Raw genomic sequence first — 22261 nt, 5'->3', positions numbered from 1 at the left:
GCGTTCCCTCAGCGCTTGCGAAAGCCCGCGAGCAGGCCCAAATGCAGGGGCAGGATCAGGCTGATCCAGTGCACGTTGCGCTGCGGCTGCATCGGCAGCCAATGCGCGAACAGCGCCAGCACCGCGCAGGCTGCGACCGCCGCCAGGATGCGCCCGAACCAGGGCCCGGCATCGCGTCCGCGCAGCACGCGCCAACCGCCCAGCCACAACAGCCAGCACAGCGGATTGAACAGCAGCAGGTTTTGGTTGGCCCAGCCGTAGGTGTGTTGGGTGCCGAACCAGATGAACAGCATCAGCGCCGACAGGATGCCGCACAGGGTCCATAGCGGCAGCGCGATCGCCGCCAGCAGGCGCGGGCGGCGCCGGCCCAGCCAGGCCAGGCCCAGCCCGACGACCACGCCGGACAGGGCCCAGGGCACCCAGTCGATCGGGGCGTCGACCGGCTCGGGCGCGATCCGATGCGGCAGGATTTCCTGTTCGGACAGGACCAGCGGGCGGCCCTGGGTGTTCTTGGTCTCGCGCAGCGCCGCGGCCAGGCGCATCGGCACGTAGGACTCGCTCCACACCGGCAACGGGCGATCGGCCGACGGCCCCAGGCCGATGTCGAAGCCCAGCCACATCCACGGCGCCGGCGAGGCCAGGCGCACCGCCTCGCTGCGGAAGGTGCTGCCGTGCGAGCGGCCCTCGATCTGCCGGCGCAGCGCGCCGCCCAGCGCCCGGTCGATGGCGTCGCGCACGCGGGTGGCGCAGTTGTCGTCGAAGTACTGGTAGCGGTAGTAGGCGTTCTCGGGCTTGGCGTTCTCGGCCAGGGCGGCGGCAAGCGTGCGGGCCTGATCGTCGTCCAGGTCCAGCCACTGGATCGACACGCCGCGGCCTTCCTCGCGGTACAGCGCCAGGTCCTGCTCGAATGGCAGCGCGGCCAGGCGGTAGCGCATGTCGTTGCGCATGAAGCGGGCGATGAAGTCCGGCGCTTCCGGGTCGAAGAAGCCGAAGTTGTAGGAGGTGGCCGCGCCGGTGTCGGGATCCAGCACCACGATCGAGTCGTGGCCGAAGCGTTCCCAAAAAATCTCGCCCGGCTGCATGGTCGCCATGCCGATGCGCGGCACGACCGCGGATGCCATGGCGACGGTCGGCGGCTCGCTTTGCGTCGAGGCGTCCTGCGGCGTGGCCTGCTCGGGCGGCGCGGCAGAGGCGACCATGGCGCACAGCCACAGTGCGGCGACGGCGAACAGCGAGGGCAGGGCGCGGCGTATGGAGTTCAAGGCGGACAGCCGGTCGTCGGGTCGGGCCATTCTAAGCGGCGCGGCTGACGCGGGCATGATCGGGGCGCGACGGATGCGGTTCGCGCTCGTCGGGCGGACTCGTCCGAGTCGTCGTCGGGATGGTGCGCCTAGGGATCGTGGCCGCAACCGGCATAGTCCGGATCGTCGGTGCGCAGGCTGCGGTAACGGTAAGTCAGGGTAACGGTAAGTCAGGCCCTGCACCGGATGGAAGTTGATCCGGTGCGGGTAGTCCAGCGCCACGCCGTCCGGTACCGCGATTTCCAAAGTGCGCGTCCAGCCAGCGCAGGCCGATGCCGTGCTTGAGCGAACCGAAGTCGACGACCCTGCTGCCCACGCGCTCGGAGCCGGCCTTGCACCAGCTTTCGGCCTGGGTGCCGCCGTGGCCCGGCCGGTCATGCTCTTCGCTCAGGGATAGGACGCGCTGTACTTTTCGTCCGGAGCGACGACCGGCCTGCTGACAGGTTCTGGTGCTGGGGCAGCCCGCGAGCGGGACCGGTAGGACTGCGAAGCCGGCGATGACAGTGAGTCGAGTCATTGCCGGCTTTTTCAGGGCGGTCAGTCCTTGCCGAGCACGCCGACGTGGAAGGCGTGCACGCGGCGCGCGTCGGCGCTGGCGACACGGAACACGAAGCGCCCCAGGGTGAGTTCCTCGCCGGCCTCGGGCAGGTGTCCGATCGCGGCCGTGATCAGGCCGCCGATGGTGTCGTATTCGTCGTCGTCGAAGTCGGCGCCGAAACGCTCGTTGAAATCGGCGATCGGGGTCAGCGCGTCGACCACGTACTGGCCGTCGGCCTGGGCCGCGATCAGCGCGTTCGGGTCCTCGGCATCGTCGTGCTCGTCGTCGATCTCGCCGACGATCTGTTCCAGCACGTCCTCGATGGTCAGCAATCCGGCGACGCCGCCGTGCTCGTCGATCACGATCGCCATGTGGTTGCGCGACTGGCGGAACTCGCGCAGCAGCACATCCAGGCGCTTGGACTCGGGGATCAGCACCGCCGGGCGCAGCAGCTCGTGGATGGTGCCGGGGCCGTTGTCGGCGACCACGCCGCGCAGCAGGTCCTTGGCCAGCAGCACGCCCAGGATTTCGTCCTTGTCCTCGCCGTGAACGGGGAAGCGCGAATGGCCGGATTCGACCACCAGCTTCATCAGATCGAGAAACTTGCCGTCGGCGGGCAGCACGACCATCTGCGAGCGCGGGATCATCACATCGCCCACGGTGAGGTCGGACACGGCGATCGCGCCTTCCATCATGCGCAGGGTATCGGCGGCGATCAGCCCATCGGCCTGAGCGTCGCGCAACAGCTCGACCAGGTCTTCGCGGGTGGTGGGTTCGCCGGACAGCGCCGAACTGATCCGCTCCAGCCAGGAGCGTCGTTTCTCCGGATGTTCGCTGTGTTGACTACTGTCGTCCTCGGACATTCGATGCGTGCACTAAGCCCTTGGGGGCAGGGCGAGGCCGTCAGTTTAACCCGGATGCCCGGCCGGATCGCTGCCGGGCCCCGGCGCAGGGCGGGTAGGCGGTCCGAATCGGCCTCGCCCGGGTGCTCGACCGCGCGTCCCTGCGGGCCGCCAGGGCCTGCACAGGCCGCGCTACGGGCGCTGCGCCAGCCTGGTCCAGCGCCAGGATCTGCTTGCTCAGGAGCGTGGCCAAACGGTGCCCCGCGCCGACACCGGGGAATGCGCCGGCGCGGGGTCCGTACCGCGCCGCCGAGACGGCGCGGGGGGCTCAGGTCTGAGGGCAATGGGGTTGCGGTTCGCTGTCCGCCTCGGCGACGCGGAAGCGGCCGGCGTTGGACAGCACCAGGGCGCCGACCGGGATGCCGTCGTGGCTGCAGACGCTGAAGCTGACGTTGCTGCCCTCGTTGCCGCCGTCGGATTGGAACACCACCCGGCGACGACCTTGCGTGCTGTAGATGCGCAGGCCCTTCACGGGTCCCTGCGGACGAAGGAGCACCGGGTCGCCCTGGCCGTAACGGCGGTCGCCGTCGACGTCGGCGTAGACGACCCAGCCCTGGCTCCAGTCGACGCTCTCCTCGCAGCGACCGTCGCGCGCGGCCGGGCACACGATCATGGCGCTGCCGGTGGAGACGGCCATGCGCGCCGAGTCCAGAAAGCTCTCGGTCATGGCCGTGGCGACCGTGCCCATGCGAACCCGGACGATGGCCCGGCTGGCGCTGGGTACGGCGATGCCGATCAACACGGCCGCAACCGTCAACGCGAACAGCATTTCGATTAGGGTGATTCCTTTCACACGGTTCATGCGGCGCTCCTTGCGACGAAGCGCCAGTATCGATGCGTCGAACGAGCTTGTCCGTAGGAAATCTTCCCGACATCGGGTCAGGGAACGCCGCGCTTTCGGTAACTGCGACGAAAGAACTGCGGCACAAGCGCGATTCGGGAGCGTCTTGGATCGGCGCGCGCGTCATGCGCGAGTGATTGCGCCAATGGCGAATCGGGCGGCAATCCGGATTCGAACCTTGGGTGTCGTTCACGCATGCGAACGCGGTTCTCGTGCGGTTAGGGATATTCCTACCCGACGGCGCGTGCAAACTCCGATACCGGATGCGATCGGCCTCATGCACGCTGATGTCGTCGACGAGGATCGTCGGCGCATTTGAGTCGATAGAGGAGGACATCCATGCGAAAGCAAGATTCTTACCAGCGGCGCCGTTCGGCAAGCTGCTGGCTCACATTGACGGCAATGCTCGCCTTCGCAAGCCATGCCGAGGCGGAAGGCCGCGTCTACGACTACGTGGACGCAGGAAGTTACCTGCGCAACGAGGCGGCGGTCCAAGTCTGGCACGGCCTGCGCCAACGCCTGCGCGTGGAGTTCGACCAGATTTGCGGCGATACCTTCTGCGAGGGCGAGTACAGCAACATCCAGTCCTTGGGTTTCCTTTGTTCGGCGGACCGCGCAAGCGGCCTTGTCGGCCAATGCGTATGGCTGTTCGCGGGCAGCCAGGAAGAGATCGATCCGGCGAGTGGCCGTGTGTATGTGCAGGCGCGATCCTGGCAGTGCCAAATCCCCTTGGCGCCTCGGACAGCCATGGAGGCGCTGTTGTCGCTGTCCGACGCGGACTCGGCGCTGCACGCGCCGTTACCTGGCACACAAGCTTCGATCTACGACGGCCTGATGGCCTGCCTGTAGCTCATGAGGCTGGATGCGAGTTGCGGCGTCCGGGTTTTGCGATCCAAGCACCGGCACCGGCACCGGCACCGGCACCGGCACCGGCATAAGCACCGGCATAAGCACCGGCACCGGCGTGGGCATCATCGCGAGTGCCGGACGCTGGGTGCTGGGCGCCGTTCGATGGCGTCGGGCTACCGGATTGCCGGATCGCGAGCGTATGAACGAGGAAGCATCGAAGCTTGCCGCCGTGTGGGCAAGCGAACAGGGCCTCGGTCGAGGCGAAATGGCCCCAGCGCTGCGGGACCGATGGCCGATACGCTCGGTCCGGCCATATCGAAACGTGCGCGGAGCCGCAAGCGGCATCCGCGATTATGGTGCGGGCGATGCCGCGTTTGCGACTGGCGGCCGCAGCAGCAGCGCCGGCCTTGGGTCGACGCCGCCGCGCGCGTCTTCACTTCCAGCAATAGTCCGAGGACTTCGCAGTCTTCTTGCCGGTCGCGTCCACACTCATCGTGCCGCACTTGTCCTGGCTTTGGTCGGAGCCGCTGGCAGGCGTAGCGGTGACGGTGTAGCTGCGCGTGTCGGCCTGCAGGCTCAAGCTGTAATAGGCGGTTCCGGTGCTGCGCGGCGACTGGTCGAAGCCGGCGATCTCCTTCAGCGTCTTGCCCGTGTACTTGCCGTTGACCGTGTAGTAGCGCTCCATCGCCTGTGCGGCCTCGGCCAAGTCGGCCTGGGCCTGGCCGCGCCGGCTCTTGCGCACGCTGTCCTGATACGTCGGAACAGCGATAGCGACGAGGATGCCGATCACCGCCACCACGATCATCAATTCGATAAGCGTGAAGCCTGCGTTGCGTTGTAGCGGGGCATGGAGGGTCATCGTCGCGCTCCTCATCGGATCTGGCGCCAGGACAGACGTCCGCAGGGACGCAGCATGTACAGCGACGGAGCGCCCGGGGCTTGGAGAATGACCGAGCATTGCGTCGGCGGCGGCTTGTCGTCCCCGGGGGCCACGGCGGGATCGCTGTTGCTGGTCAGGAAGGTCGCCAGTTCCTTGGCCGCGCCCGAACCGCCGGTATCGGTCTTCATCGCCGCGGTGCCCTCGGGCGGTGCGGTGCCATCGATGGACTGCATGCGGGTGTCCTGCAGGCGTGCGGCGCCGCTCAAGGCGTCCAGCCCGTACAGATAGTTGTCGCCGCCCAAGGCGCAACCGACCCCGCCGATATCGGTGTTGGGCGTGTAGGTGAGGAAGAACAGGATGCCGTTCTGCAGCCTCGGGTAGCCGAGGAAGCGTTCGCCCCTGGCGACCGTGGTGCCGTCGCCGTTCGCGTCCAGTCCGAGGTCCAGGTACCAGCCGCGCGTATTCAGGCCGCCGATGGTGCGGCTGGCGCTGCGCATGCCGCCCGTTTCGGAGCGGATGAACTGCTGTTGCAGCGCGCCGCGGCCGGAGACCGCGGCGCCGCTGTCGAGGATGCCGTACACGGTCTGCATCGATGTGTCGGTTGCGTCGGCGGTGAAGGAGTAGCTGCCGGTGCCGAAGAACACCATCGCGCCAGAGCCGGCTGCGCTGACTTCCAGGCCGCCGATGATGGGCTGGCGCTTGTTGGCGCGGTCGCGCGCCGTGTAGAGCGGCTTGCCGCCCAGGGCCAGGCTGTAGTCGCGCAGATCGAATTTCCACACGCTGCCGTGCTGGTCGGCGGCGTAGACGGTGTCGACCAGGCCGTCGCGGCCGCGGTTCTTGCTGCGGCCCTGCCATTGGTCGATCGCGACCAGGTTGCCCAGGCCGTTGCTGGCGGTGACTTCGGCTTCGCTGGCCTCGATGCTGGTGACGGCGCCGGTGGACATATCGACCACCAGCAGGGCAGCCTTGCCGCGCGTGCTGTTGTAGCCGTTGCCCAGGATCGCCTTCCATTTCACGCCGCTGGCGTCGGCCACCGGCACCACGACCGGGCGGCCGAGCACGTAGCCCAGCCGGTTCTGGATCGGGACGCCCGTGCTGTCGTTGGCGGTGACCTTGTCGCTGAGCTCCCACATGACGGCCGGCGAGCTGCTTTGCGCGGTGACATCCAGGGCGAACACGTTCTTACCGCCGGCGCCGGACGAGGCGACCAGCGCGGTCTTCCAGCTGCCGTCGTAGACGTCGGAGACCACGACCGGCCCGTCGACGTAGTAGCGGTGCTGATGCAGCTGCGCGGTACGGCTGCGATCGAACGGGAACAGCAGGTTGCCCATGTGCCCCAACGAAGTGGTGGGGATGTAGGCGAAGGTCTCGCTGCCGGTGTCGCCATTGAACGCGTGCAGCATGCCGTCGTTGGCGCCGGCGTAGACCATGCTGGTCTGGGCGGCGTATTTGCTCTTCAGGTAAGCGGCGTAGTTGAGTTCGTCGTACTTGCCGTTGGTGTACAGGTTGCCGTGCCCGTAGTCGTCGCCGCGCGCCGAAATCACCACGTCGGAATTGACGATGTCGCCTAGCAGAGTGGTGCGCCTGCGCAAGCGCAGGTTGGTTCTGTCGGCATCGCCTTCCAGCGTACTGTCGCCGCGCAGGTACTGGATCATTTGGGCCGAACTGGGATATGTAGCGAGTAGCGGCAACGCCGTGGCCGGCGCCCGCAACTGGTCATACAGGCCCTTGCAGGGCGACAACGCGTCCGCGCACAGCTCGTTGTAGGTCTCCAACCCGGTGCCGGTGAACGCCGCCGGCAGGAAGGCTTCGACCTTCGGTTTGACGGTGCCGTTGGCGCGCGCGAACCGGATCGCACGCGAGCCCGATCTGCCGACCAACTGGGTTTCCGCGCGCCACTTCTCGGTGAGCGTGGCGCTCTTGGTCGCGGTGTCGAAGCCCACGGTGGAGGCGATCAGGCGGCCGTACCAGTCCGTGCCGTTGTTGGTCGCGGCGTAGTTGGGTTGCACGCTGAGGCTGCCGCTGCCGAGGCGGGTACCGGTGGAGCCGATGTTGGCCGACGGCGACGCCGCGTTGCCCACGCTGGACAGCACTTCCCGCATGGCCTGGGTGATCTGGTCTGGGCTGCTGACGTTGAACATGCGGCCGCGGCCGTTGATGGTGGCGTGCCAGAGTTCATCGATCACCTCGCCCGTGTCCACGGTACGCGGGTGCACCGCGCTCCAGGGCGGAGGGAAGGTGTAAGGATCGCGGGTGGAGTCGGCGTTCTGCCCATAGATCTTGCCGACCGCACCCAGCGTGATGCCGTAGAAGTTCATGTGCAGATTGCGCTGGCAATCGACCGACGGGTTGGCGGCGGCATTGGCGCAGGCTTCGTCGGCCACCGGCACGCGACCTTGCAGCGTGGCGAAGGCCCCGTCTGTGCGCAGCGGCGTGCCGTTGCCCGAGTAGTACGCGGTAGCGATGTCGGCGATCGTGTCGGCATGGATGTCGGCGAACGGCGCACCGAGGGCGCCGTCGGTGTTGCCGTAGCCGATCGGGCCGGTGTTGGCGTTGGTGTAGCCGTCGGTGAACAGCACGCCGATATTCTTCTGGCAGGCGCTGATTACCGGCACTTCACTGCCGCCGACGCGGCGGAACTGTTCGCCCAGGTACGCGACCGCGTCGCGGTTGGGGGTGCCGCCATTGGGGACCAGGGCGTTGAAGTTGTCCGTGTACAGGGCGAGCCGACCCGCGGTGGTCGAGGTGTCGTGCATGGTGACGTCGTTACGGCCGTTGATCGTGAAGTAGCCGACGCGCAGGTCGCGTATGCCGTCCATCGAGTCGCGCATGGCGCCTATCGTCGACAGCAGGCGGTTGCGGCGGTACTGGAACCAGTTGGCGAAATTCTGCATCGCCGCCGTGTATTGGGCGGTCGTGGAGAAATTGGCGGACCGGATTTCGTAACGGTAGAGCGTGTTGTTCGGCACATTCAGCGCGGTGACCGCGGTGACCTTGGCGGGAAGGTAGCCGTAGCCGACGGGTAGGTCGACGCCTGCTACCGGTGTGGCCGTCATCAGGTAGAAGGTCGGGACATAGTAGGAGACGCCGAGCATGCACTCGCCCACGATGCGGAAGTCCTTGGTCACGTTCTGCCAGGTGCCACCGGTATTGACCGCGAAGTTGGGGGTGCCGTCTCGGACCGCGATGCATTGCGTGTTCGGCGCGGTGCGAACGACGGCGCCGGCCGGCACCGTCATGTTGTTGAGCATGAGGAAGCCCTCGCCGGCGACCTGGCGGTTGACCTCGAGGTTGTAGCTGACCGCATTGCCCGTGTTGCCGGCGCGTGGATCCGCGCGCGTATCGGTGATGGTGGCGTTCGCCCAACGCACGCCGTCCGATCCGATCCAGGGGTCGTAGCGCACGGTCGGGTTGAAGTACTCCCGGTTGAAGGCGGGCCAGCGGAACAGCCCCATGCTGTCGAACGGCGGCGGCGCGCCCGCAGGAAATGCGGCGTTATAGCCGCTGTGCGGAAACAGGAACAGATAGCAGTTGTTATTGCTCGCGCAAGCGGCAGCCGTGGTGCCGCCAAACGCGCGACTGGCCGGTATCCAGGCCGATTCGCCATCGCGGATGCCGGCCAGCATGACCTCGAACATCATCGAGTTCGAATCGTCGACCGCCATGATCAGCGCGGGCTTGATCGTGGCTTGCGCGTTCATCGGCGCCTGAGCGAGTTCGCCCACACCCTGGTCGGCGACGGATGGGGCCCAGCGGGCCAACCCGGTGAGTGCCAGGACCAGCGCGATGGAAATCAGTGGAGTGCGGGATGCCATCGTATGGGCCTCAGGGAATGAAGACGGTGTCGAGCACCGCATCTGAACTGGCGTTGTCGTCGCGGTCGGTGGCGTAGGCGGTGATCTGGAACACCAGGTTGGGCTCCTTGTTCAGCACTTCGCCCTGCTTGAGCGAGCTGTAGCCGCTGATGCATTGGTCGATGCGACGGGTAATGCTGGCGCGGCCGCCGGTGGGCGGGGCGGAGAAGTTCTTGTCGGCGGCCCAGTCGCTGGGCGAATACGTCTTCTGGCAGTAAGGCTCGTCCACCGCGATCAGTTCCGCGCCCTGACTGTCGAGTTGCCGGTCCAGGTCGTTCTCGCGCTGGCGCACGCTGGCTTCGGCGTTCTCCAACGCTTGTTGGGTGGCGCGATAGTTGGACGACATGCGCTCCTGCAGCCCGGTGACCTGGACCGCGGTGACCCCGATCAGCGACAGCAGGATCAGCAGGATCAGGGCGACGTACAAAGACGAGCCGCGTTGGTGCGTGCGGCTGCGCGGCAGGCTGCGGCGTGCGGGGCGTGCGGGGCGTGGGGGGCGGGCGGCGATCGGGGTCATCGGCAGGTTCTCAGTTGCCGAACAGGCGGTTGCGCAAGGCGACGTTGGTTTCGTAGACGCCGCGGTAGCGCTGGTCGTCCGGCGCGCCGACCTTGACGCCGAGCACCGACGGCGCCTCGCTGCGTTGGGCCGCCATCGCGGGGTCGTTGCTGCGGATCATCATTCCCAGCTTCAGGCTGCCCACGCGCTGCCAGCCTTCGCGGCCGGTGGCGTTGGGCAGAATGTTGCTGGCGGTGACCTGGGCGTCGATGTAGCCGCTGGGCACGCCGGCCGGGGTCTGCTTGGCGCTGTTGTCCTGCCCGTACAGCAGCTGCAGCGTTTCCACGCCGGGGACCAGTTCCTCGATGTCGCGCTGGATCGCGTTGGCGCCCGGCGCGGCGGTGAAGCGCATCCGGTACAGGGCCGGCGTCGCCTCGGTGCCGCTGACGCCGACGTAGTAGGCCAGGCTGTCCGCGCGGTAGACGCGGATCTGCATCAGCGTGGGGTCGATGCTGTCGCGCAGATTGAATGCGCTGCGGTTGAGTTCGGACTTGCCGCCGCCGGCGATCACGCTCAGGGTCACGTTCGCGCCGCCGCCGGGTTCCCTCACGCTGTCGACGTGGAAGGTGGTGGCGCCGCGGCAATCGGCGATCGCCAGCAGACCGGGCTGAACGCCGTTGCGCTTCATCGACGCCCAACCGGTGCCGTCGACGAGGATGGTCGCTTCGCTGCCGTCGGCCGAGACAGTCAGGCTGCTGACCTGCGCGCTTTCCGCCGACAGGCTGCGGATCAGCAGCAGGTCGCTGCCCTTGACCGGTGCCGGCTCGCCGGCGCCGGTGCGCAGCAAGCTCGGCAGGGCCTCGGTCCAATCGCCGTCGGGAGCGCCCGCCACCGGCGTTGCGCCCAGGCTCAGCGTGTCGCCGGGGCCGGTCCCTTTGGCTTCGTAGCCGCGCAGCGCGAAATCGAAGCGCAGTGCGTTGGTGTAGGTGCGTGCCGGCAGCGATTCGAAGTTGGCGCGGTCGGTCAGGAACAGCTGGCCGAAGCTGGGCAGGCTGGACATGAGATGCGATTGGTCGTTGACGCAGCCCATGTGGCCGACCATGCGGGCATCGCGCTGCAGGTATTCGACCGCGAAGCGTCCGCCCTCCTGCGCACGCGCCATGCCCTGTGCCATCACATAGGAGGCGCGCGAAGCGGCGAACACCTGCATCAGGCCGAACACCAGCACGATGCTGAGGGTGACGGCGATCATCAGTTCGACCAGGGACAGGCCGGTCTGGAGGTGGCGTGGGGCGCGCGTCATAGGTCGCTGCTCACGCTGAAGCGGGTGCCGCTGTCGTCGCTGCGCCAGCGCTTGGCGTCGCCCCAATCCAGGGTCACGGTGACCCGGCTGATGCGGTTCACCACATTGATGGTTACCTGGGCTGTCGCGTCCTCGCCCAGCGCATACAACAGACGACAGGCGAATTCCTTCTTCTGCTCCTTGGAACCGGTGGCGCCGGCCGCGGTGCAGCCGCGCTTGTCGGCGTCGGCGGCCTTGATCGTGCCGGCGTAGTTGATCGCGTTGAAACGGTTGGAACGGATGCTGTCCATCAGTTCGTAGGACAGGTTGGTCGCCACGGTGCGGGTGTTGGCGCTCTGGGTCAGGCGCAGGTTGGTCACCTGCAGCATGGCCAGCCCGAGCAGGCCGAATCCGAGCACGAGCAGGCTGATGAGCACCTCGATCAGGCTGAAGCCGGCGCTGCGCTTGCGGGCGCCGAGCGTGCGTAGGGTGTTCATGGGCAGGTCTCCTTGCTGACGCTGGCCTGGCCGATCGCGCCCACGCTGATGCTGCGTACCTGGTACTTGCCCGGCGTGCAGGGATCGGGCTGCAGGCGCAGGCTGCGCGGAGTGGTGGAGGTGGAGCGGCCTTGATGGTCGAAGGCGATCAGGTCGACGTTGTTGGCGCTGATCGCGATGTTGCCGCTGGGCTCCAGGGTGCGGCGCACTTCCGCCGCATCGAAAGTCTGGTCGCGATCGTCGTCGGTCCAGACCAGCAGGCCGGCGTTCCAATCCTTGCCGCAGCTGGTGCCGTCGGCGCCGCGCGGGCAGACCGTGGAGCCGGACTTGGCGCGCAGCGCCTCGTTGCGGGCGTAGGCCAGGGTGGCCAGGGTCAGGTTGGTGGTCGAGGCCAGGCGGTTGGCGCGCAAGGACTCGATGAAGCTGGGAAAGGCCAGACCCATCAGCACCGCGATGATGGTCAGGACCACCAGCAGCTCCATCAGGCTGAAGCCCGCGCAGGCCGTGGGCGCGCGGCGTGAGGCGGAGGGCTTGCTTATTAAGCTGCGGTGCCAGGCACCATTTCGGTGAGCGTCGCGGCGATTATCTTCTTCGCTGGCCGTCTGGATTATTGCGGGCCGTTGCTGCGTCGAGGCGGATATTGCGTTCGGCGTCGCCATGAATATTCGCGCTGCGATGTGGGTGGCGCGTGGATGCTAGCAATGGCGGGCGTTTATTTACTTGCGAAGGCCGATGGGCGGTATGGAATATCCGCTTCGACGGGGTGTGTATTTGGTGTGTTGTTTTTATGTTTGAGTATGTTGTGTGCCGATTGGTTTTGTTCGTGATGATTAATTACGGGTAAGTTTGTTTATTTATCGACATTAAGTCACGCGATTAGCATTTGTTTGGTGCGCATCTGCGCCCGCCGCACGGCTCCGCCCGCAGCCGCGCGGGCCGCTCACCCCTGCCCTTCGGCCCAGGTCGGCGGTGCGTGGGCGGTGTTAGCGTGCGCTCGGGGACCACGTGGGCGGATCGCAGCGCGACGGCGCGGGCGAGGCTGCGCGGGCTCTCCGCCTCCGTTCCCAGACACCGGTACCGACCATGCGCCGAGCCCTAGCCCTGCTGTTGCTGACCGCCGCGTTCGCGGCCACCGCCCAGGCGGCGGCACCCACCGTGCCCGACGTCGAAAGCCTGCGCATCAAGCACGAGCGCATCGTGCTGCCCAACGGCCTGACCGTGCTGGTGCACGAGGATCACAGCGTGCCGCTGGTCGCGGTCAACGTCTGGTACCACGTCGGTTCGCGCGACGAGCGCCGCGGCCGCACCGGCTTCGCCCATCTGTTCGAGCACTTCTTCTTCAACGGCAGCCAGAACTATCCGCACGGCTTCCGCGAGGCGATGGACGATCTGGGCGCGAACAATCGCAACGGCACCACCAACACCGACCGCACCAACTTCTTCGAGGATGTGCCGGTCTCGGGCCTGGAGCGTACCTTGTACCTGGAGGCCGACCGCATGGGCTTCCTGGCCGGCAACATCAACCAGGACATGCTCGAGCGCGAGCGCGGGGTGGTCCAGAACGAGAAGCGCCAGGGCGAGAACCAGCCCTATGGGCGGGTGTTCGACCGCATGGTGCAGTTGATCTATCCGTACTCGCATCCCTACAGCTGGCCGACCATCGGCAGCATGGAGGACCTGCAGGCGGCCAAGCTCGACGACATCAAACAGTGGTACGCGACCTATTACGGCCCCAACAACGCCGTGCTCGCCCTGGCCGGCGACATCACCGTCGAACAGGCGCGCACGCTGGCGACCAAGTACTTCGGCGCGATTCCGCCGGGCCCGCCGCTGTCGCGCGTGCAAGCCTGGGTGCCGACGCTGGAGCAGGACCTGCGCGACAGCGTGCAGGACCGCGTGCCGCAGCACCGCATCTACCGCGCCTGGCACCTGCCGCCGATGGGCGAGCGCCAGACCCATGCGATGGAGCTGTTCGCCAGCGTGCTGGCCGGCAGCGAAAGCGCGCCCTTGAACCGGCACCTGGTGTTCGAGCGCAAGCTCGCCACGGACGTGTCGGCCTCGGTGTGGGACAAGCAGCTGACCAGCACCTTCATCGTCAGCGTCGACGTCAAGCCGGGCGTGGATCTGGCCGAGGCCGAGCGTGAGCTGGATGCCGTGCTCGCGCGCCTGATCGCGCAGGGGCCGGCCGCGCCGGACCTGCAGCGCGCGCGCAGTCGCTACCTGGCCGAGTTCGCGCGCAACAGCCAGCGCCTGGGCGGCTTCGGCGGGCGCTCGGACGTGCTGGCCGAAAGCGCGACCTACTTCGGCGACCCCGAGGCCTATCTGCGCCGGCTGCGCGATCTGTCCGCGCTGAGCGCGAAGGAAGTGCAGGCGACCGCGCGCGAATGGCTGGGCCGGCACCATGCCACCTTGACCGTGGCGCCGATGCCCGAGCTCAGCGCGGGGCGCGACGGCTTCGATCGCAAGCAGTTGCCCGCGCTGGGCGCGCCGCCGCAGGTCGATTTTCCCAAGCTGCAGCGCACGACCCTGTCCAACGGCCTCAAGGTGATGCTGCTGGAGCGTCATTCCGCGCCGCTGGTGAGCGTGGCGCTGGCGGTGGACGCCGGCGTCGGCGCCGATCCCGCCGATGCGCCGGGCACCTCGCGCTTCGCCCTGGATCTGTTGCTCAAGGGCACGGCCACGCGCGACGCCTTCCGCCTGGCCGACGAGCGCGACGCGCTGGGTGCGACCTTGAACGTCGGCAATTCGCTGGACCAGTCGCTGGTCTATATGACCGCGCTGCGCCCGAACCTGGGCGGATCGCTGGATCTGCTGGCCGACGTCGCGCGCAATCCGGCCTTCCCCGAGGACATGGTCGAGATCCAGCGCAAGCAACAGCTGGCCGCGATCGAGCAGCAACGCGCCAGCCCCACCGGCGCCGCCACCCGTACCTTGCCGCCGCTGCTGTACGGGCCCGGTCATGCCTACGGCAACGCCGGCGGCAGCCTTGGCCAGACCGCGACGATCGCGGCGCTGCCGCGCTCGGCGCTGCAGGCCTGGCATGCGCGCTGGTTCGTGCCCGGCAATGCCACCCTGATCGTCGCCGGCGACGTCACCCTGGATGCGCTCAAGCCCGAACTGGAACGCGCCTTCGGCAATTGGCAGGGCGGCGCCGCGCCGAGCAAGCGACTGAGCGCGCCGAGCTCGCCCGGCCGCGGCAAGGTGGTGCTGATCGATCGGCCGGACGCGCCGCAGTCGGTGATCCTGGCCGCGCATCTGGGGCCGACCGGCGCCGGCGATGACGATCTGGCGCTGGAAACGGTGATGCGCAACTTCGGCGGCATGGCGACCTCGCGCCTAAACCGCAACCTGCGCCTGGAGAAGCATTGGTCCTACGGCACCTCGGGCGGCGTGTCCGGCGCGCGCGGCCCGCGCGCCTTCACGGTGATCGCGCCAGTGCAGACCGACAAGACCAAGGAATCCATGGTCGAGGTGCTCAAGGAGATCCGCGGCGTCGCCGGTGCGCGGCCGCTGGTGGGCGAGGAGTACGACAGCATCATGCGCAGCCAGGTCGCGCGTTTGCCGGGCCGCTTCGAGACCCTGGACTCGCTGGTCGCCGCGGCCACCGATGTCGCCAACACCGGTCGCGCGCCGGAGTACTACTACGACTACGCCCAGCGCCTGCGCGCGCTGGATGCCGACGCGCTGGCGCGCGCGGGCAAGACGGTCAAGCCCGACGAACTGGTGTGGATCGTGGTCGGCGACCTCAAGAAGATCGAGGCCGGCGTGCGCGAATTGAACTACGGCGAGGTGGTGAAGGCGCAGGCGGAGTAAGCGCGAGAGGCGTGACGCCGGCTTGCGGCGTCACCCTCGCTCCAGCGACAGGCCGGCACGGTCCCGGCCTGTCGTGCGGCAGCCATGGGGACGCGCGTAACGCGCAATTCGTCGTTGCCGGATCAAGCGCGATGGCGATGCGGCGCGCCGCTGCGGCTCAATCTTCCAGGTAGGGATCGGCGATCCCCAGCCCCGCCAGGATCTCGCGTTCCAGTTGCTCCATGCACTCGGCCTCGCGCTCGTCCTCGTGGTCCCAGCCCAGCAGGTGCAGGGCGCCGTGGACGGTGAGGTGGGCGTAATGCGCGGCCAGCGCCTTCTTCTGCTCGCGCGCCTCGCGCGCGACCACCGGGGCGCAGATCACCAGATCGCCCAGCAGCGGGAACTTGACGCCTTTGGGCAGGCCCTCGGGCACTTCGGCCGGGAAGCTGAGCACGTTGGTGGCGTAGTCGCGGCCGCGGTAGTGGCGGTTGAGCGCGCGGCCTTCCTTGCTGCCGACGATGCGGATCGCCAGGTCGGCTTCGCGGATACGGCTGTCGAGCGCGGCCGCGACCCAGCGACGGAAACTCACCGCGGCCGGAATACCGGTGCGCGGGACCGCGTAGCTGATCGCGACATCGAGACGGACGGGGCCTTGGGTCATCGGCGTGTCGGAATGGGAATAGGGCGGGTCAGGCGGACGGGCCGGTGTGGGCGTCCTGGGCGTCGCGGGCTTCGTACGCAGTGACGATGCGCGACACCAGCGGATGGCGGACGACGTCGCGCGCCTCGAAGAAGGTGAAGCTGATGCCGTCGACGTTGCGCAGCACGTCCAGCGCGTCCTTGAGCCCGGACTTCATGTGCTTGGGCAGGTCGATCTGGGTGAGATCGCCAGTGACCACGGCGGTGCTGCCGTAACCGATGCGGGTCAGGAACATCTTCATCTGCTCGATCGTGGTGTTCTGCGCTTCGTCGAGGATCACATAGGCATCGTTAAGCGTGCGTCCGCGCATGTAGGCCAGCGGCGCGATCTCGATCACGTTCTTTTCCAGCAGCTTGACCACCTTCTCCACGCCCAGCATCTCGTACAGGGCGTCGTAGAGCGGGCGCAGGTAGGGGTCGACTTTCTGGGTCAGGTCGCCGGGCAGGAAACCGAGCTTTTCGCCGGCCTCGACCGCGGGGCGGACCAGGATCAGGCGCTGCACGCGCGCTTCGTTCAGCGCTTCGACCGCGCTGGCCACGGCCAGGAAGGTCTTGCCGGTACCGGCCGGGCCGATGCCGAAGTTGATGTCGTGGGTGGCGATCGCGTGCAGGTACTTGGCCTGATTGGCGCCGCGCCCGCGGATGGTGCCGCGCTTGACCCGGATCGCGACTTCCTGCGGTTCGATGTCGTCGTTGACCAGTTGCTCGGCGTCGAACTCGGTCAGGGCGAGGTGGATCGCGCCGTCGTCGAGGGTTTCCTCGGCGGCGTCTTTCCACAGCTGCCGCAGCAGGCGCTCGGCCTTGCCGACCGCGAGCTGCGGGCCGACCACGCGGAACACATTGCCGCGGTTGGCGATTTCCACGCCCAGGCGCAGTTCGATCTGGCGCAGGTGGCCGTCGAAGGGGCCGCTGAGGTTGGCCAGGCGTTCGGTTTCGGCCGGTTCGAGGACGAATTCGGAGGCGGTACGTGCTTGCATCGGGAGCGAATGTCTTCCATGGACCGCGCGCGTCATCGCGCGCCGGTGTATCAGCTTGCGCCCGTCGGCGCGGTTTCGCAAAGCCCGACCGCGACGGTATTCAGTCGCTGTCGCGGTCGCGATGCCGGCGGGCCGCGCGCGCGACCGCGATCGCGCCGGCCAGCACCAGCAGCGCCGAGCCGATCAGCCACAACCAAGTAACGCTGTCGGCGGCGAAGGCGCCGTGTCGGAATGCGCGCATCGCGCCGCGCAACAGGCCGAGCGCGCCAAGACCCAGGAACCAGAAGCCGACGGCGGCGCGCGAGAGCAGGCTGGGCGGGGAGGTGCTGGGCATGGCGGCGGACGAACCGGAGCGGAGTAGCCAGAGCTTAGCGAGTGGGACGCACGCGCGGCTTGCGCGTTCGGGCGAGCCGCTGCGTCGCGGCTCGCTCGCATTCGCCGTGCGATGGCGTCGCGGCGCTGTTGGCGATACGCATCGCTGTCCGGCGCACGCAAGGACCTGCGCCGCGCCATGCCTAAGGGGGGCGCCCGAGGCCGACCGCGACGGCCAGGCCGCCGCCGCCGCGCCTGCGCGCGCGGGTCCCTGAGGCTGGGCTCGCTCCGACCGCTCGTCGGCTCGCGCTTGTCAACTAATTAATCATTGAATTAAATATCACCCATGAGCACCGACCAGCCACCGAACCCGCGCCGTCCACGCAAGACCCCCGCCACCCGCCGCGCCCCCGGGCGACCGGTCGCCGACGGCCCCGACTTGCGTTCGCGCCTGCTGGACGCGGCCATCGTCTGCTACACCCGCCAGGGCATCGCGGCCACCGCGCTGCGCAGCATCGCGGTCGAGGCGGGGGTGAATCCGGCCCTGCTGCACTACTACTTCGGCGACAAGGAGCAGTTGCAGGCGGCGGTGATCCAGGAGCGGGTGATGCCGGCGATCGCGACGCTGAGCGGTCACCTGCGCACCGCCGGCGACGACACCGCGCGTCTGATCGCGGCCTTCGTGCGCGGCGTCGGCGAGACCGTGGCCGAACACCCCTGGTTTCCCTCGTTGTGGGTACGAGAAGTGCTGTGCGAGGGCGGGGCCTTGCGCGACCTGTTGGTCCACCAGATCGGCCCGCAGCTGCCGCAGATGATGGCGCAGCGCTTCGCCCAGGCGCAGCGCGACGGCCAGCTCAACCCCGATCTGGACCCGCGCTTCCTGGTGGTGTCGCTGGTCGGCCTGACCTTGTTCCCGATCGCCGGCGCGCCGGTCTGGCAGCGCGTGTTCGGGGTCGAGACCTTCGACAGCGCGGCCCTGCACGAACACACCATCGCCTTGCTCGATCGCGGCCTGGGCTGCGGCTGAGCGCATCGACACCCGAGGTTTTCCGGAGCCCTCCGATGAGTCATCCGATCAAGCGCCATTTCCGCTGGGGCGCGCCGCTGTTGCTGGCGCTGGCCGTATCCGCCTGCGGCGACGAAAGTCCGCAGGCGCTGGGTACGCTGGAATGGGACCGCATCACCCTGCCGGCCCCGGCCGCGGAGAAGGTGGTGCGCATCGACGTGCGCGAGGGCCAACGCGTTGCCGCCGGCGCGCGCTTGCTGCAGCTCGAGCTCGGCCGCACCCAGTCGCAGCTCAATGCGCTGCAGGCGCAGGCGCGCCAGGCCGGCGATGCCCTGGCCGAGCTGCAGGCCGGTCCGCGCAGCGAGGCGATCGCCCAGGCACGCGCCCAGCTGAGCGCGACGCAGGCGCAGGCCGCCGATGCGCGCGCCTACTACGCGCGTCTGCAGCCGTTGGGCCGGCAAAAGCTGGTCGCCGCCTCCGACGTCGACCGCGCGCGTGCCGCCGCCGGCAATGCCGAGGCGCAGGTGCGCGCGGCGCAGGCGGCGCTGCTGGAACTCGAGCGCGGCACCCGCAGCGAGCGGATCGCGCAGGGCGAATCCGCGCTGGCCGCGGCCCAGGCCCAGGCCGCCACCCAACAGGTCAATCTGCAGAAGCTGGACGTGGTCGCGCCGCGTGCCGGTGTGGTCGACAGCCTGCCGTACAAGCTGGGCGATCAAGCCCCGGTGGGCGCGCCGCTGGCGGTGATGCTGGTCGGCGCGGCGCCGTACGCGCGTGTCTACGTGCCCGAGCCGATCCGCGCCAACGTGCGCATCGGCCAGGGCGCGCGGGTCTACGTCGACGGCCGCGCACAGGCGTTCGCCGGACGCGTGCGCGCGATCCGCAGCGATCCCAACTTCACGCCCTACTACGCCCTGACCGGTGAGGACGCCGCGCGTCTGAGCTACCTGGCCGAGGTCGAGCTGACCGCGCGCGCCGCCGCCGACCTGCCGGCGGGGCTGCCGGTGCGGGTGGAGTTCGATCCGGACGAATCCGAACCGGCCCAAGCCAGCGAGCCCCGGCCATGAATGCCGACGGCGCGACCGTTCGCCAGGGGGCCGATCCGGCCGGCGAGCCGGCGATCCGCGCGCGCGGCCTGAGCAAGCAATTCGGCGCCCTGACCGCGGTGAACCGCGTCGACCTGACCGTGCCGCGCGCGCATGTGTACGGCTTCCTCGGCCCGAACGGCTCGGGCAAGTCGACCACCATCCGCATGCTCTGCGGCCTGCTCACGCCCAGCGCCGGCGACATCGAAGTGCTGGGCCTGCGCATCCCCGAACAGGCCGAGGCGCTGCGCAAGCGGATCGGCTACATGACCCAGAAGTTCTCGCTGTTCGAGGACCTCACCGTGCGCGAGAACCTGGAGTTCCTGGCCGCGGTGCAGGACATCCCGCGTGCGCAGGCGCGCCAGCGCATCGACGAGCTGGTCGAGCAGTACCACTTCCAGGATCGCCAGAAGCAACTGGCCGGCACCATGAGCGGCGGCCAGAAGCAGCGCCTGGCCCTGGCCGGCGCGGTGATCCAGAAACCCGAACTGCTGTTCCTGGACGAACCCACCAGCGCGGTCGATCCGGAGTCGAGGCGCGACTTCTGGGAAAAGTTGTTCGACCTGGCCGACGCCGGCACCACCTTGCTGGTGTCCACCCATTACATGGACGAGGCCGAGCGCTGCCATCGCATCGCCATCCTCGACCGCGGCGTGCTGGTGGCCGACGGCACCCCGTTGGAGCTGACCGGCGAACTCGTCGGACGCACGGTGCAAGTGCTGGCGCCGCAGCCGCGGCGCGCGCAGCAGGCCCTGGTCCAGGTGCCCGGCGTGCTCAGCGTCGCCCAGATCGGCAACAGCCTGCGCGTGCTCGCCGACCGCGACGGCGATACCGCCGCGCGCCTGCGCGAGGTGCTGGCCAAGGCCGGCATCGAGGCGGAGGTCGCGCCTTCGCAACCCAACCTCGAGGACGTGTTCGTCTCGGCCACCCGCGGCCGCGAACAGGACGCGACCAAGGAGCGCGCCGCATGAACCTGCGCCGCTTGTTCGCGATCGTGTTGAAGGAACTGCGGCAGATGCGCCGCGACCGGGTCACCCTGGCGATGATCGTCGGCATCCCGGTGATGCAGCTGGTGCTGTTCGGCTACGCGATCAATCTCAACCTGCGCGGCCTGGAAACCGGCGTGGCCGATCAGGCCAACACCGCCGCTTCGCGCGCGCTGGTCATGGATATGGTCGCCACCGGCGTGATCGCTCCGACGGTCGCCGCGCGCACGCCCGAGGAGCTGATGCAGCGCCTGCGCCGCGGCGAGATCAGCGTGGGCGTGGTGATTCCACCCGACTTCGAACGTCGCCGCTACGAAGGCCGCGAGGCCGTGCAGGTGCTGGTGGATGGCAGCGATACCACCGTCCAGGCCGCGGCCTCGCAGCTGGCGCAACTGCCCCTGAACTCGACCCCGACCAGCAACGACCGCCCGCTGCGCGCGGGCCCGGGGCAGGGCGGCGGCCAGATCGGCGTGGTCGCGTTCTACAACCCCGAGCGGCGTTCGGCGATCAATATCGTCCCCGGTCTGATCGGCATCATCCTGACCATGACCATGGTGATGTTCACCGCGGTGGCGGTGGTGCGCGAGCGCGAGCGCGGCAACATGGAACTGCTGATCGCCACCCCGCTCAGCCGCAGCGAGCTGATGGTGGGCAAGGTGCTGCCTTACGCCGGCATCGGCCTGATCCAGACCACCCTGGTGCTGCTGCTGGGCCAGTGGCTGTTCGAGGTGCCGATCCGCGGCAGCGTGCTGGATGTCTACTGGGCCGCGATCCTGCTGATCGTCGCCAACCTGAGCCTGGGCCTGTTGATCTCGACCCGGGCGCAGTCGCAGTTCCAGGCCATGCAGATGGCCTTCTTCGTGTTCCTGCCCTCGATCCTGCTGTCGGGCTTCATGTTCCCGTTCGCGGGCATGCCCAAAGTCGTGCAATGGCTGGCCGAGGCGCTGCCGCTGACCCATTTCCTGCGCCTGATTCGCGGGGTGATGCTGCGCGGCGCACCGCTGTGGGAACTGTGGCCGGACGTGCTGGCGTTGCTGGCCTTCATCGCGGTGATGATGACGCTGGCGATCCTGCGCTTCCGCAAACGCCTGGACTGAGCCGGCCGTGTCGCCAGCAAGCGGACGCCGGCAGGGCGTCCGCTTGCGCTAGTGCGACCGATGGATCATTCGTTGCGCCGCGACTTGGTGGAGCTGACGCCCTTCTCGCTGATGCTCCTGGACGCGGGCAGGACCTCGATGGCCTGGTTGTGTCGCGGCTTGGCAGGGGCGGCGACACCTTGTTCGCTGATGCTCTTGGACGCTGGCTCCACGGCCGTGCCATCGTTGCGCCGCGATTTGGTGGAGGAGACGCCTTTTTCGCGGATGCTCTTGGACTCGGGTTCGGCCCCGGTCTCGATGCCGGGCTCCGGCTTGGTGGAGCTCACCCCCTTCGTGCTGATGCTCTTGGATGCAGGATCGACATCGGTGTCGGGGTCGGCGCTGCTCTTGGCGTCGAAGGAGGCGCCTGCGTATTCGGTGGCGCGCGCCGCGTCTTGCTCCTGGGCCCAGGCCGTACCGGTCGCGAGCGCCAGCGACAAACCGATCGACAGAATTACGTTCCCGGACAGTTCGTTCCTAGACAGTACGTTCCTGCTCATGGCGTCTTTTCCTTAAAACCGCGGAGGGGTGGGGTGGATGTGTTCTAGCACCCTCGCGGTCTGCAGCATGATCCGGCCGGGAATGTTGTTAATTTATAGTTAACGCCGCGGACAGCTCAGGTTCACGCGCCGCAGCCGGCCTGTCGCCGCGCGCCGCGATGTCGCTGCGATGCCGGACATCGGTGGATGCGTGCGCGAATAGGCGACGTCGTCGCGCTTGTTGTATGCCGATCTTGGCGAGCCTGCGACTGGCGATATCGTCGCGAGGCGAACGCGGCGTGGCTACCGCGACCGCGGTCTTCGATCAAGTCGATCCGACGCGCGCGCGCAT

General features: G+C 68.2%; 19 protein-coding genes. 6 read left to right on the top strand and 13 right to left on the bottom strand.

The features are described from left to right. Positions 1–8 precede the first annotated feature (8 nt). The 3 genes from ASE43_RS06085 to ASE43_RS06075 all read right to left on the bottom strand — a co-directional run bounded on the left by ASE43_RS06085 (position 9) and on the right by ASE43_RS06075 (position 3543). Positions 9–1292, bottom strand: a complete 1284-nt coding sequence (locus ASE43_RS06085; RefSeq protein ID WP_082607121.1) for a DUF4105 domain-containing protein — start codon at positions 1290–1292, stop codon at positions 9–11. 546 nt (positions 1293–1838) lie between these two features. After that, complete coding sequence (locus tag ASE43_RS06080) at positions 1839–2702, bottom strand: transporter associated domain-containing protein (RefSeq protein WP_056181447.1); 864 nt, start codon at positions 2700–2702, stop codon at positions 1839–1841. A 307-nt stretch (positions 2703–3009) separates the two neighbouring features. Further along, positions 3010–3543: a GspH/FimT family pseudopilin gene (locus ASE43_RS06075; protein ID WP_082607142.1), complete on the bottom strand. Its 534-nt coding sequence runs from the start codon at positions 3541–3543 to the stop codon at positions 3010–3012. A gap of 378 nt (positions 3544–3921) precedes the next feature. Between ASE43_RS06075 and ASE43_RS06070 the strand changes: the two genes are divergently transcribed. Next, a complete protein-coding gene (locus tag ASE43_RS06070; protein WP_082607120.1) occupies positions 3922–4431 on the top strand; it encodes a hypothetical protein in 510 nt (169 codons plus the stop codon). A 433-nt stretch (positions 4432–4864) separates the two neighbouring features. Here ASE43_RS06070 and ASE43_RS06065 read toward each other — a convergent pair whose 3' ends face one another. The 6 genes from ASE43_RS06065 to ASE43_RS06040 are packed head-to-tail and all read right to left on the bottom strand — an operon-like array spanning position 4865 to position 12099. Then, positions 4865–5290, bottom strand: a complete 426-nt coding sequence (locus ASE43_RS06065) for a type IV pilin protein (protein ID WP_056181457.1) — start codon at positions 5288–5290, stop codon at positions 4865–4867. An 11-nt stretch (positions 5291–5301) separates the two neighbouring features. Beyond that, positions 5302–9126, bottom strand: coding sequence for a PilC/PilY family type IV pilus protein (locus ASE43_RS06060; RefSeq protein WP_157499673.1), 3825 nt, complete (start codon positions 9124–9126; stop codon positions 5302–5304). A gap of 10 nt (positions 9127–9136) precedes the next feature. Continuing rightward, on the bottom strand, positions 9137–9682 hold the full coding sequence (locus ASE43_RS06055; RefSeq protein ID WP_082607118.1) for a PilX N-terminal domain-containing pilus assembly protein: 546 nt from the start codon (positions 9680–9682) through the stop codon (positions 9137–9139). A gap of 10 nt (positions 9683–9692) precedes the next feature. Continuing rightward, a complete protein-coding gene (locus tag ASE43_RS06050) occupies positions 9693–10964 on the bottom strand; it encodes a PilW family protein (protein WP_057159746.1) in 1272 nt (423 codons plus the stop codon). Continuing rightward, positions 10961–11440 carry a type IV pilus modification protein PilV gene (gene pilV, locus ASE43_RS06045; RefSeq protein WP_057159745.1) on the bottom strand — a complete coding sequence of 160 codons (480 nt, stop codon included), beginning with the start codon at positions 11438–11440 and terminating at the stop codon, positions 10961–10963. Before pilV ends, ASE43_RS06050 begins: the two co-directional genes overlap by 4 nt. Next, complete coding sequence (locus ASE43_RS06040) at positions 11437–12099, bottom strand: GspH/FimT family pseudopilin (RefSeq protein WP_082607117.1); 663 nt, start codon at positions 12097–12099, stop codon at positions 11437–11439. Before ASE43_RS06040 ends, pilV begins: the two co-directional genes overlap by 4 nt. A 424-nt stretch (positions 12100–12523) precedes the next feature. Here ASE43_RS06040 and ASE43_RS06035 point away from each other — a divergent pair, with 424 nt between their 5' ends. Next, on the top strand, positions 12524–15253 hold the full coding sequence (locus tag ASE43_RS06035) for a pitrilysin family protein (protein ID WP_057159743.1): 2730 nt from the start codon (positions 12524–12526) through the stop codon (positions 15251–15253). Between the two features lie 157 nt (positions 15254–15410). Here the strand turns inward: ASE43_RS06035 and ybeY are convergent, their stop codons facing one another. The 3 genes from ybeY to ASE43_RS06020 form a co-directional block, all read right to left on the bottom strand. Continuing rightward, entirely contained in the window at positions 15411–15893 is a 483-nt protein-coding gene (gene ybeY / locus ASE43_RS06030) for an rRNA maturation RNase YbeY (protein WP_056181476.1), read from the bottom strand. 28 nt (positions 15894–15921) lie between these two features. Next, complete coding sequence (locus ASE43_RS06025) at positions 15922–16908, bottom strand: PhoH family protein (protein WP_056181478.1); 987 nt, start codon at positions 16906–16908, stop codon at positions 15922–15924. A gap of 100 nt (positions 16909–17008) precedes the next feature. Beyond that, positions 17009–17242 carry a hypothetical protein gene (locus ASE43_RS06020; RefSeq protein WP_057159742.1) on the bottom strand — a complete coding sequence of 78 codons (234 nt, stop codon included), beginning with the start codon at positions 17240–17242 and terminating at the stop codon, positions 17009–17011. 324 nt (positions 17243–17566) lie between these two features. On the opposite strand from ASE43_RS06020, the gene ASE43_RS06015 reads away from it, so the two are divergent. From ASE43_RS06015 to ASE43_RS06000, 4 genes are read left to right on the top strand one after another with little or no spacing between them, the layout of a single operon-like run. Next, on the top strand, positions 17567–18247 hold the full coding sequence (locus ASE43_RS06015) for a TetR/AcrR family transcriptional regulator (protein WP_057159741.1): 681 nt from the start codon (positions 17567–17569) through the stop codon (positions 18245–18247). Between the two features lie 35 nt (positions 18248–18282). Further along, positions 18283–19290, top strand: coding sequence for an HlyD family efflux transporter periplasmic adaptor subunit (locus ASE43_RS06010; protein ID WP_057159740.1), 1008 nt, complete (start codon positions 18283–18285; stop codon positions 19288–19290). 53 nt (positions 19291–19343) lie between these two features. Next, complete coding sequence (locus ASE43_RS06005) at positions 19344–20279, top strand: ABC transporter ATP-binding protein (RefSeq protein WP_057159890.1); 936 nt, start codon at positions 19344–19346, stop codon at positions 20277–20279. Then, a complete protein-coding gene (locus tag ASE43_RS06000) occupies positions 20276–21391 on the top strand; it encodes an ABC transporter permease (RefSeq protein ID WP_057159739.1) in 1116 nt (371 codons plus the stop codon). Before ASE43_RS06005 ends, ASE43_RS06000 begins: the two co-directional genes overlap by 4 nt. A 65-nt stretch (positions 21392–21456) precedes the next feature. On the opposite strand, the gene ASE43_RS05995 is transcribed toward ASE43_RS06000, so the two are convergent. After that, positions 21457–21930, bottom strand: coding sequence for a hypothetical protein (locus tag ASE43_RS05995; protein WP_157499297.1), 474 nt, complete (start codon positions 21928–21930; stop codon positions 21457–21459). Positions 21931–22261: the final 331 nt, after the last annotated feature.

It is taken from the genome of Lysobacter sp. Root983, assembly GCF_001429345.1.
Taxonomy (GTDB): domain Bacteria; phylum Pseudomonadota; class Gammaproteobacteria; order Xanthomonadales; family Xanthomonadaceae; genus Lysobacter.
Note: the sequence above shows the minus strand (reverse complement) of the source record. Positions and strands in the feature narration are given on the sequence as shown.

Bases quoted from the DNA above. Each gene is read 5' to 3' on its own strand.
- ASE43_RS06085 (WP_082607121.1), bottom strand. From the start codon at position 1,292: ATGGCCCGACCCGACGACCGGCTGTCCGCCTTGAACTCCATACGCCGC.
- ASE43_RS06080 (WP_056181447.1), bottom strand. From the start codon at position 2,702: ATGTCCGAGGACGACAGTAGTCAACACAGCGAACATCCGGAGAAACGA.
- ASE43_RS06075 (WP_082607142.1), bottom strand. From the start codon at position 3,543: ATGAACCGTGTGAAAGGAATCACCCTAATCGAAATGCTGTTCGCGTTG.
- ASE43_RS06070 (WP_082607120.1), top strand. From the start codon at position 3,922: ATGCGAAAGCAAGATTCTTACCAGCGGCGCCGTTCGGCAAGCTGCTGG.
- ASE43_RS06065 (WP_056181457.1), bottom strand. From the start codon at position 5,290: ATGACCCTCCATGCCCCGCTACAACGCAACGCAGGCTTCACGCTTATC.
- ASE43_RS06060 (WP_157499673.1), bottom strand. From the start codon at position 9,126: ATGGCATCCCGCACTCCACTGATTTCCATCGCGCTGGTCCTGGCACTC.
- ASE43_RS06055 (WP_082607118.1), bottom strand. From the start codon at position 9,682: ATGACCCCGATCGCCGCCCGCCCCCCACGCCCCGCACGCCCCGCACGC.
- ASE43_RS06050 (WP_057159746.1), bottom strand. From the start codon at position 10,964: ATGACGCGCGCCCCACGCCACCTCCAGACCGGCCTGTCCCTGGTCGAA.
- pilV (WP_057159745.1), bottom strand. From the start codon at position 11,440: ATGAACACCCTACGCACGCTCGGCGCCCGCAAGCGCAGCGCCGGCTTC.
- ASE43_RS06040 (WP_082607117.1), bottom strand. From the start codon at position 12,099: ATGGCGACGCCGAACGCAATATCCGCCTCGACGCAGCAACGGCCCGCA.
- ASE43_RS06035 (WP_057159743.1), top strand. From the start codon at position 12,524: ATGCGCCGAGCCCTAGCCCTGCTGTTGCTGACCGCCGCGTTCGCGGCC.
- ybeY (WP_056181476.1), bottom strand. From the start codon at position 15,893: ATGACCCAAGGCCCCGTCCGTCTCGATGTCGCGATCAGCTACGCGGTC.
- ASE43_RS06025 (WP_056181478.1), bottom strand. From the start codon at position 16,908: ATGCAAGCACGTACCGCCTCCGAATTCGTCCTCGAACCGGCCGAAACC.
- ASE43_RS06020 (WP_057159742.1), bottom strand. From the start codon at position 17,242: ATGCCCAGCACCTCCCCGCCCAGCCTGCTCTCGCGCGCCGCCGTCGGC.
- ASE43_RS06015 (WP_057159741.1), top strand. From the start codon at position 17,567: ATGAGCACCGACCAGCCACCGAACCCGCGCCGTCCACGCAAGACCCCC.
- ASE43_RS06010 (WP_057159740.1), top strand. From the start codon at position 18,283: ATGAGTCATCCGATCAAGCGCCATTTCCGCTGGGGCGCGCCGCTGTTG.
- ASE43_RS06000 (WP_057159739.1), top strand. From the start codon at position 20,276: ATGAACCTGCGCCGCTTGTTCGCGATCGTGTTGAAGGAACTGCGGCAG.
- ASE43_RS05995 (WP_157499297.1), bottom strand. From the start codon at position 21,930: ATGAGCAGGAACGTACTGTCTAGGAACGAACTGTCCGGGAACGTAATT.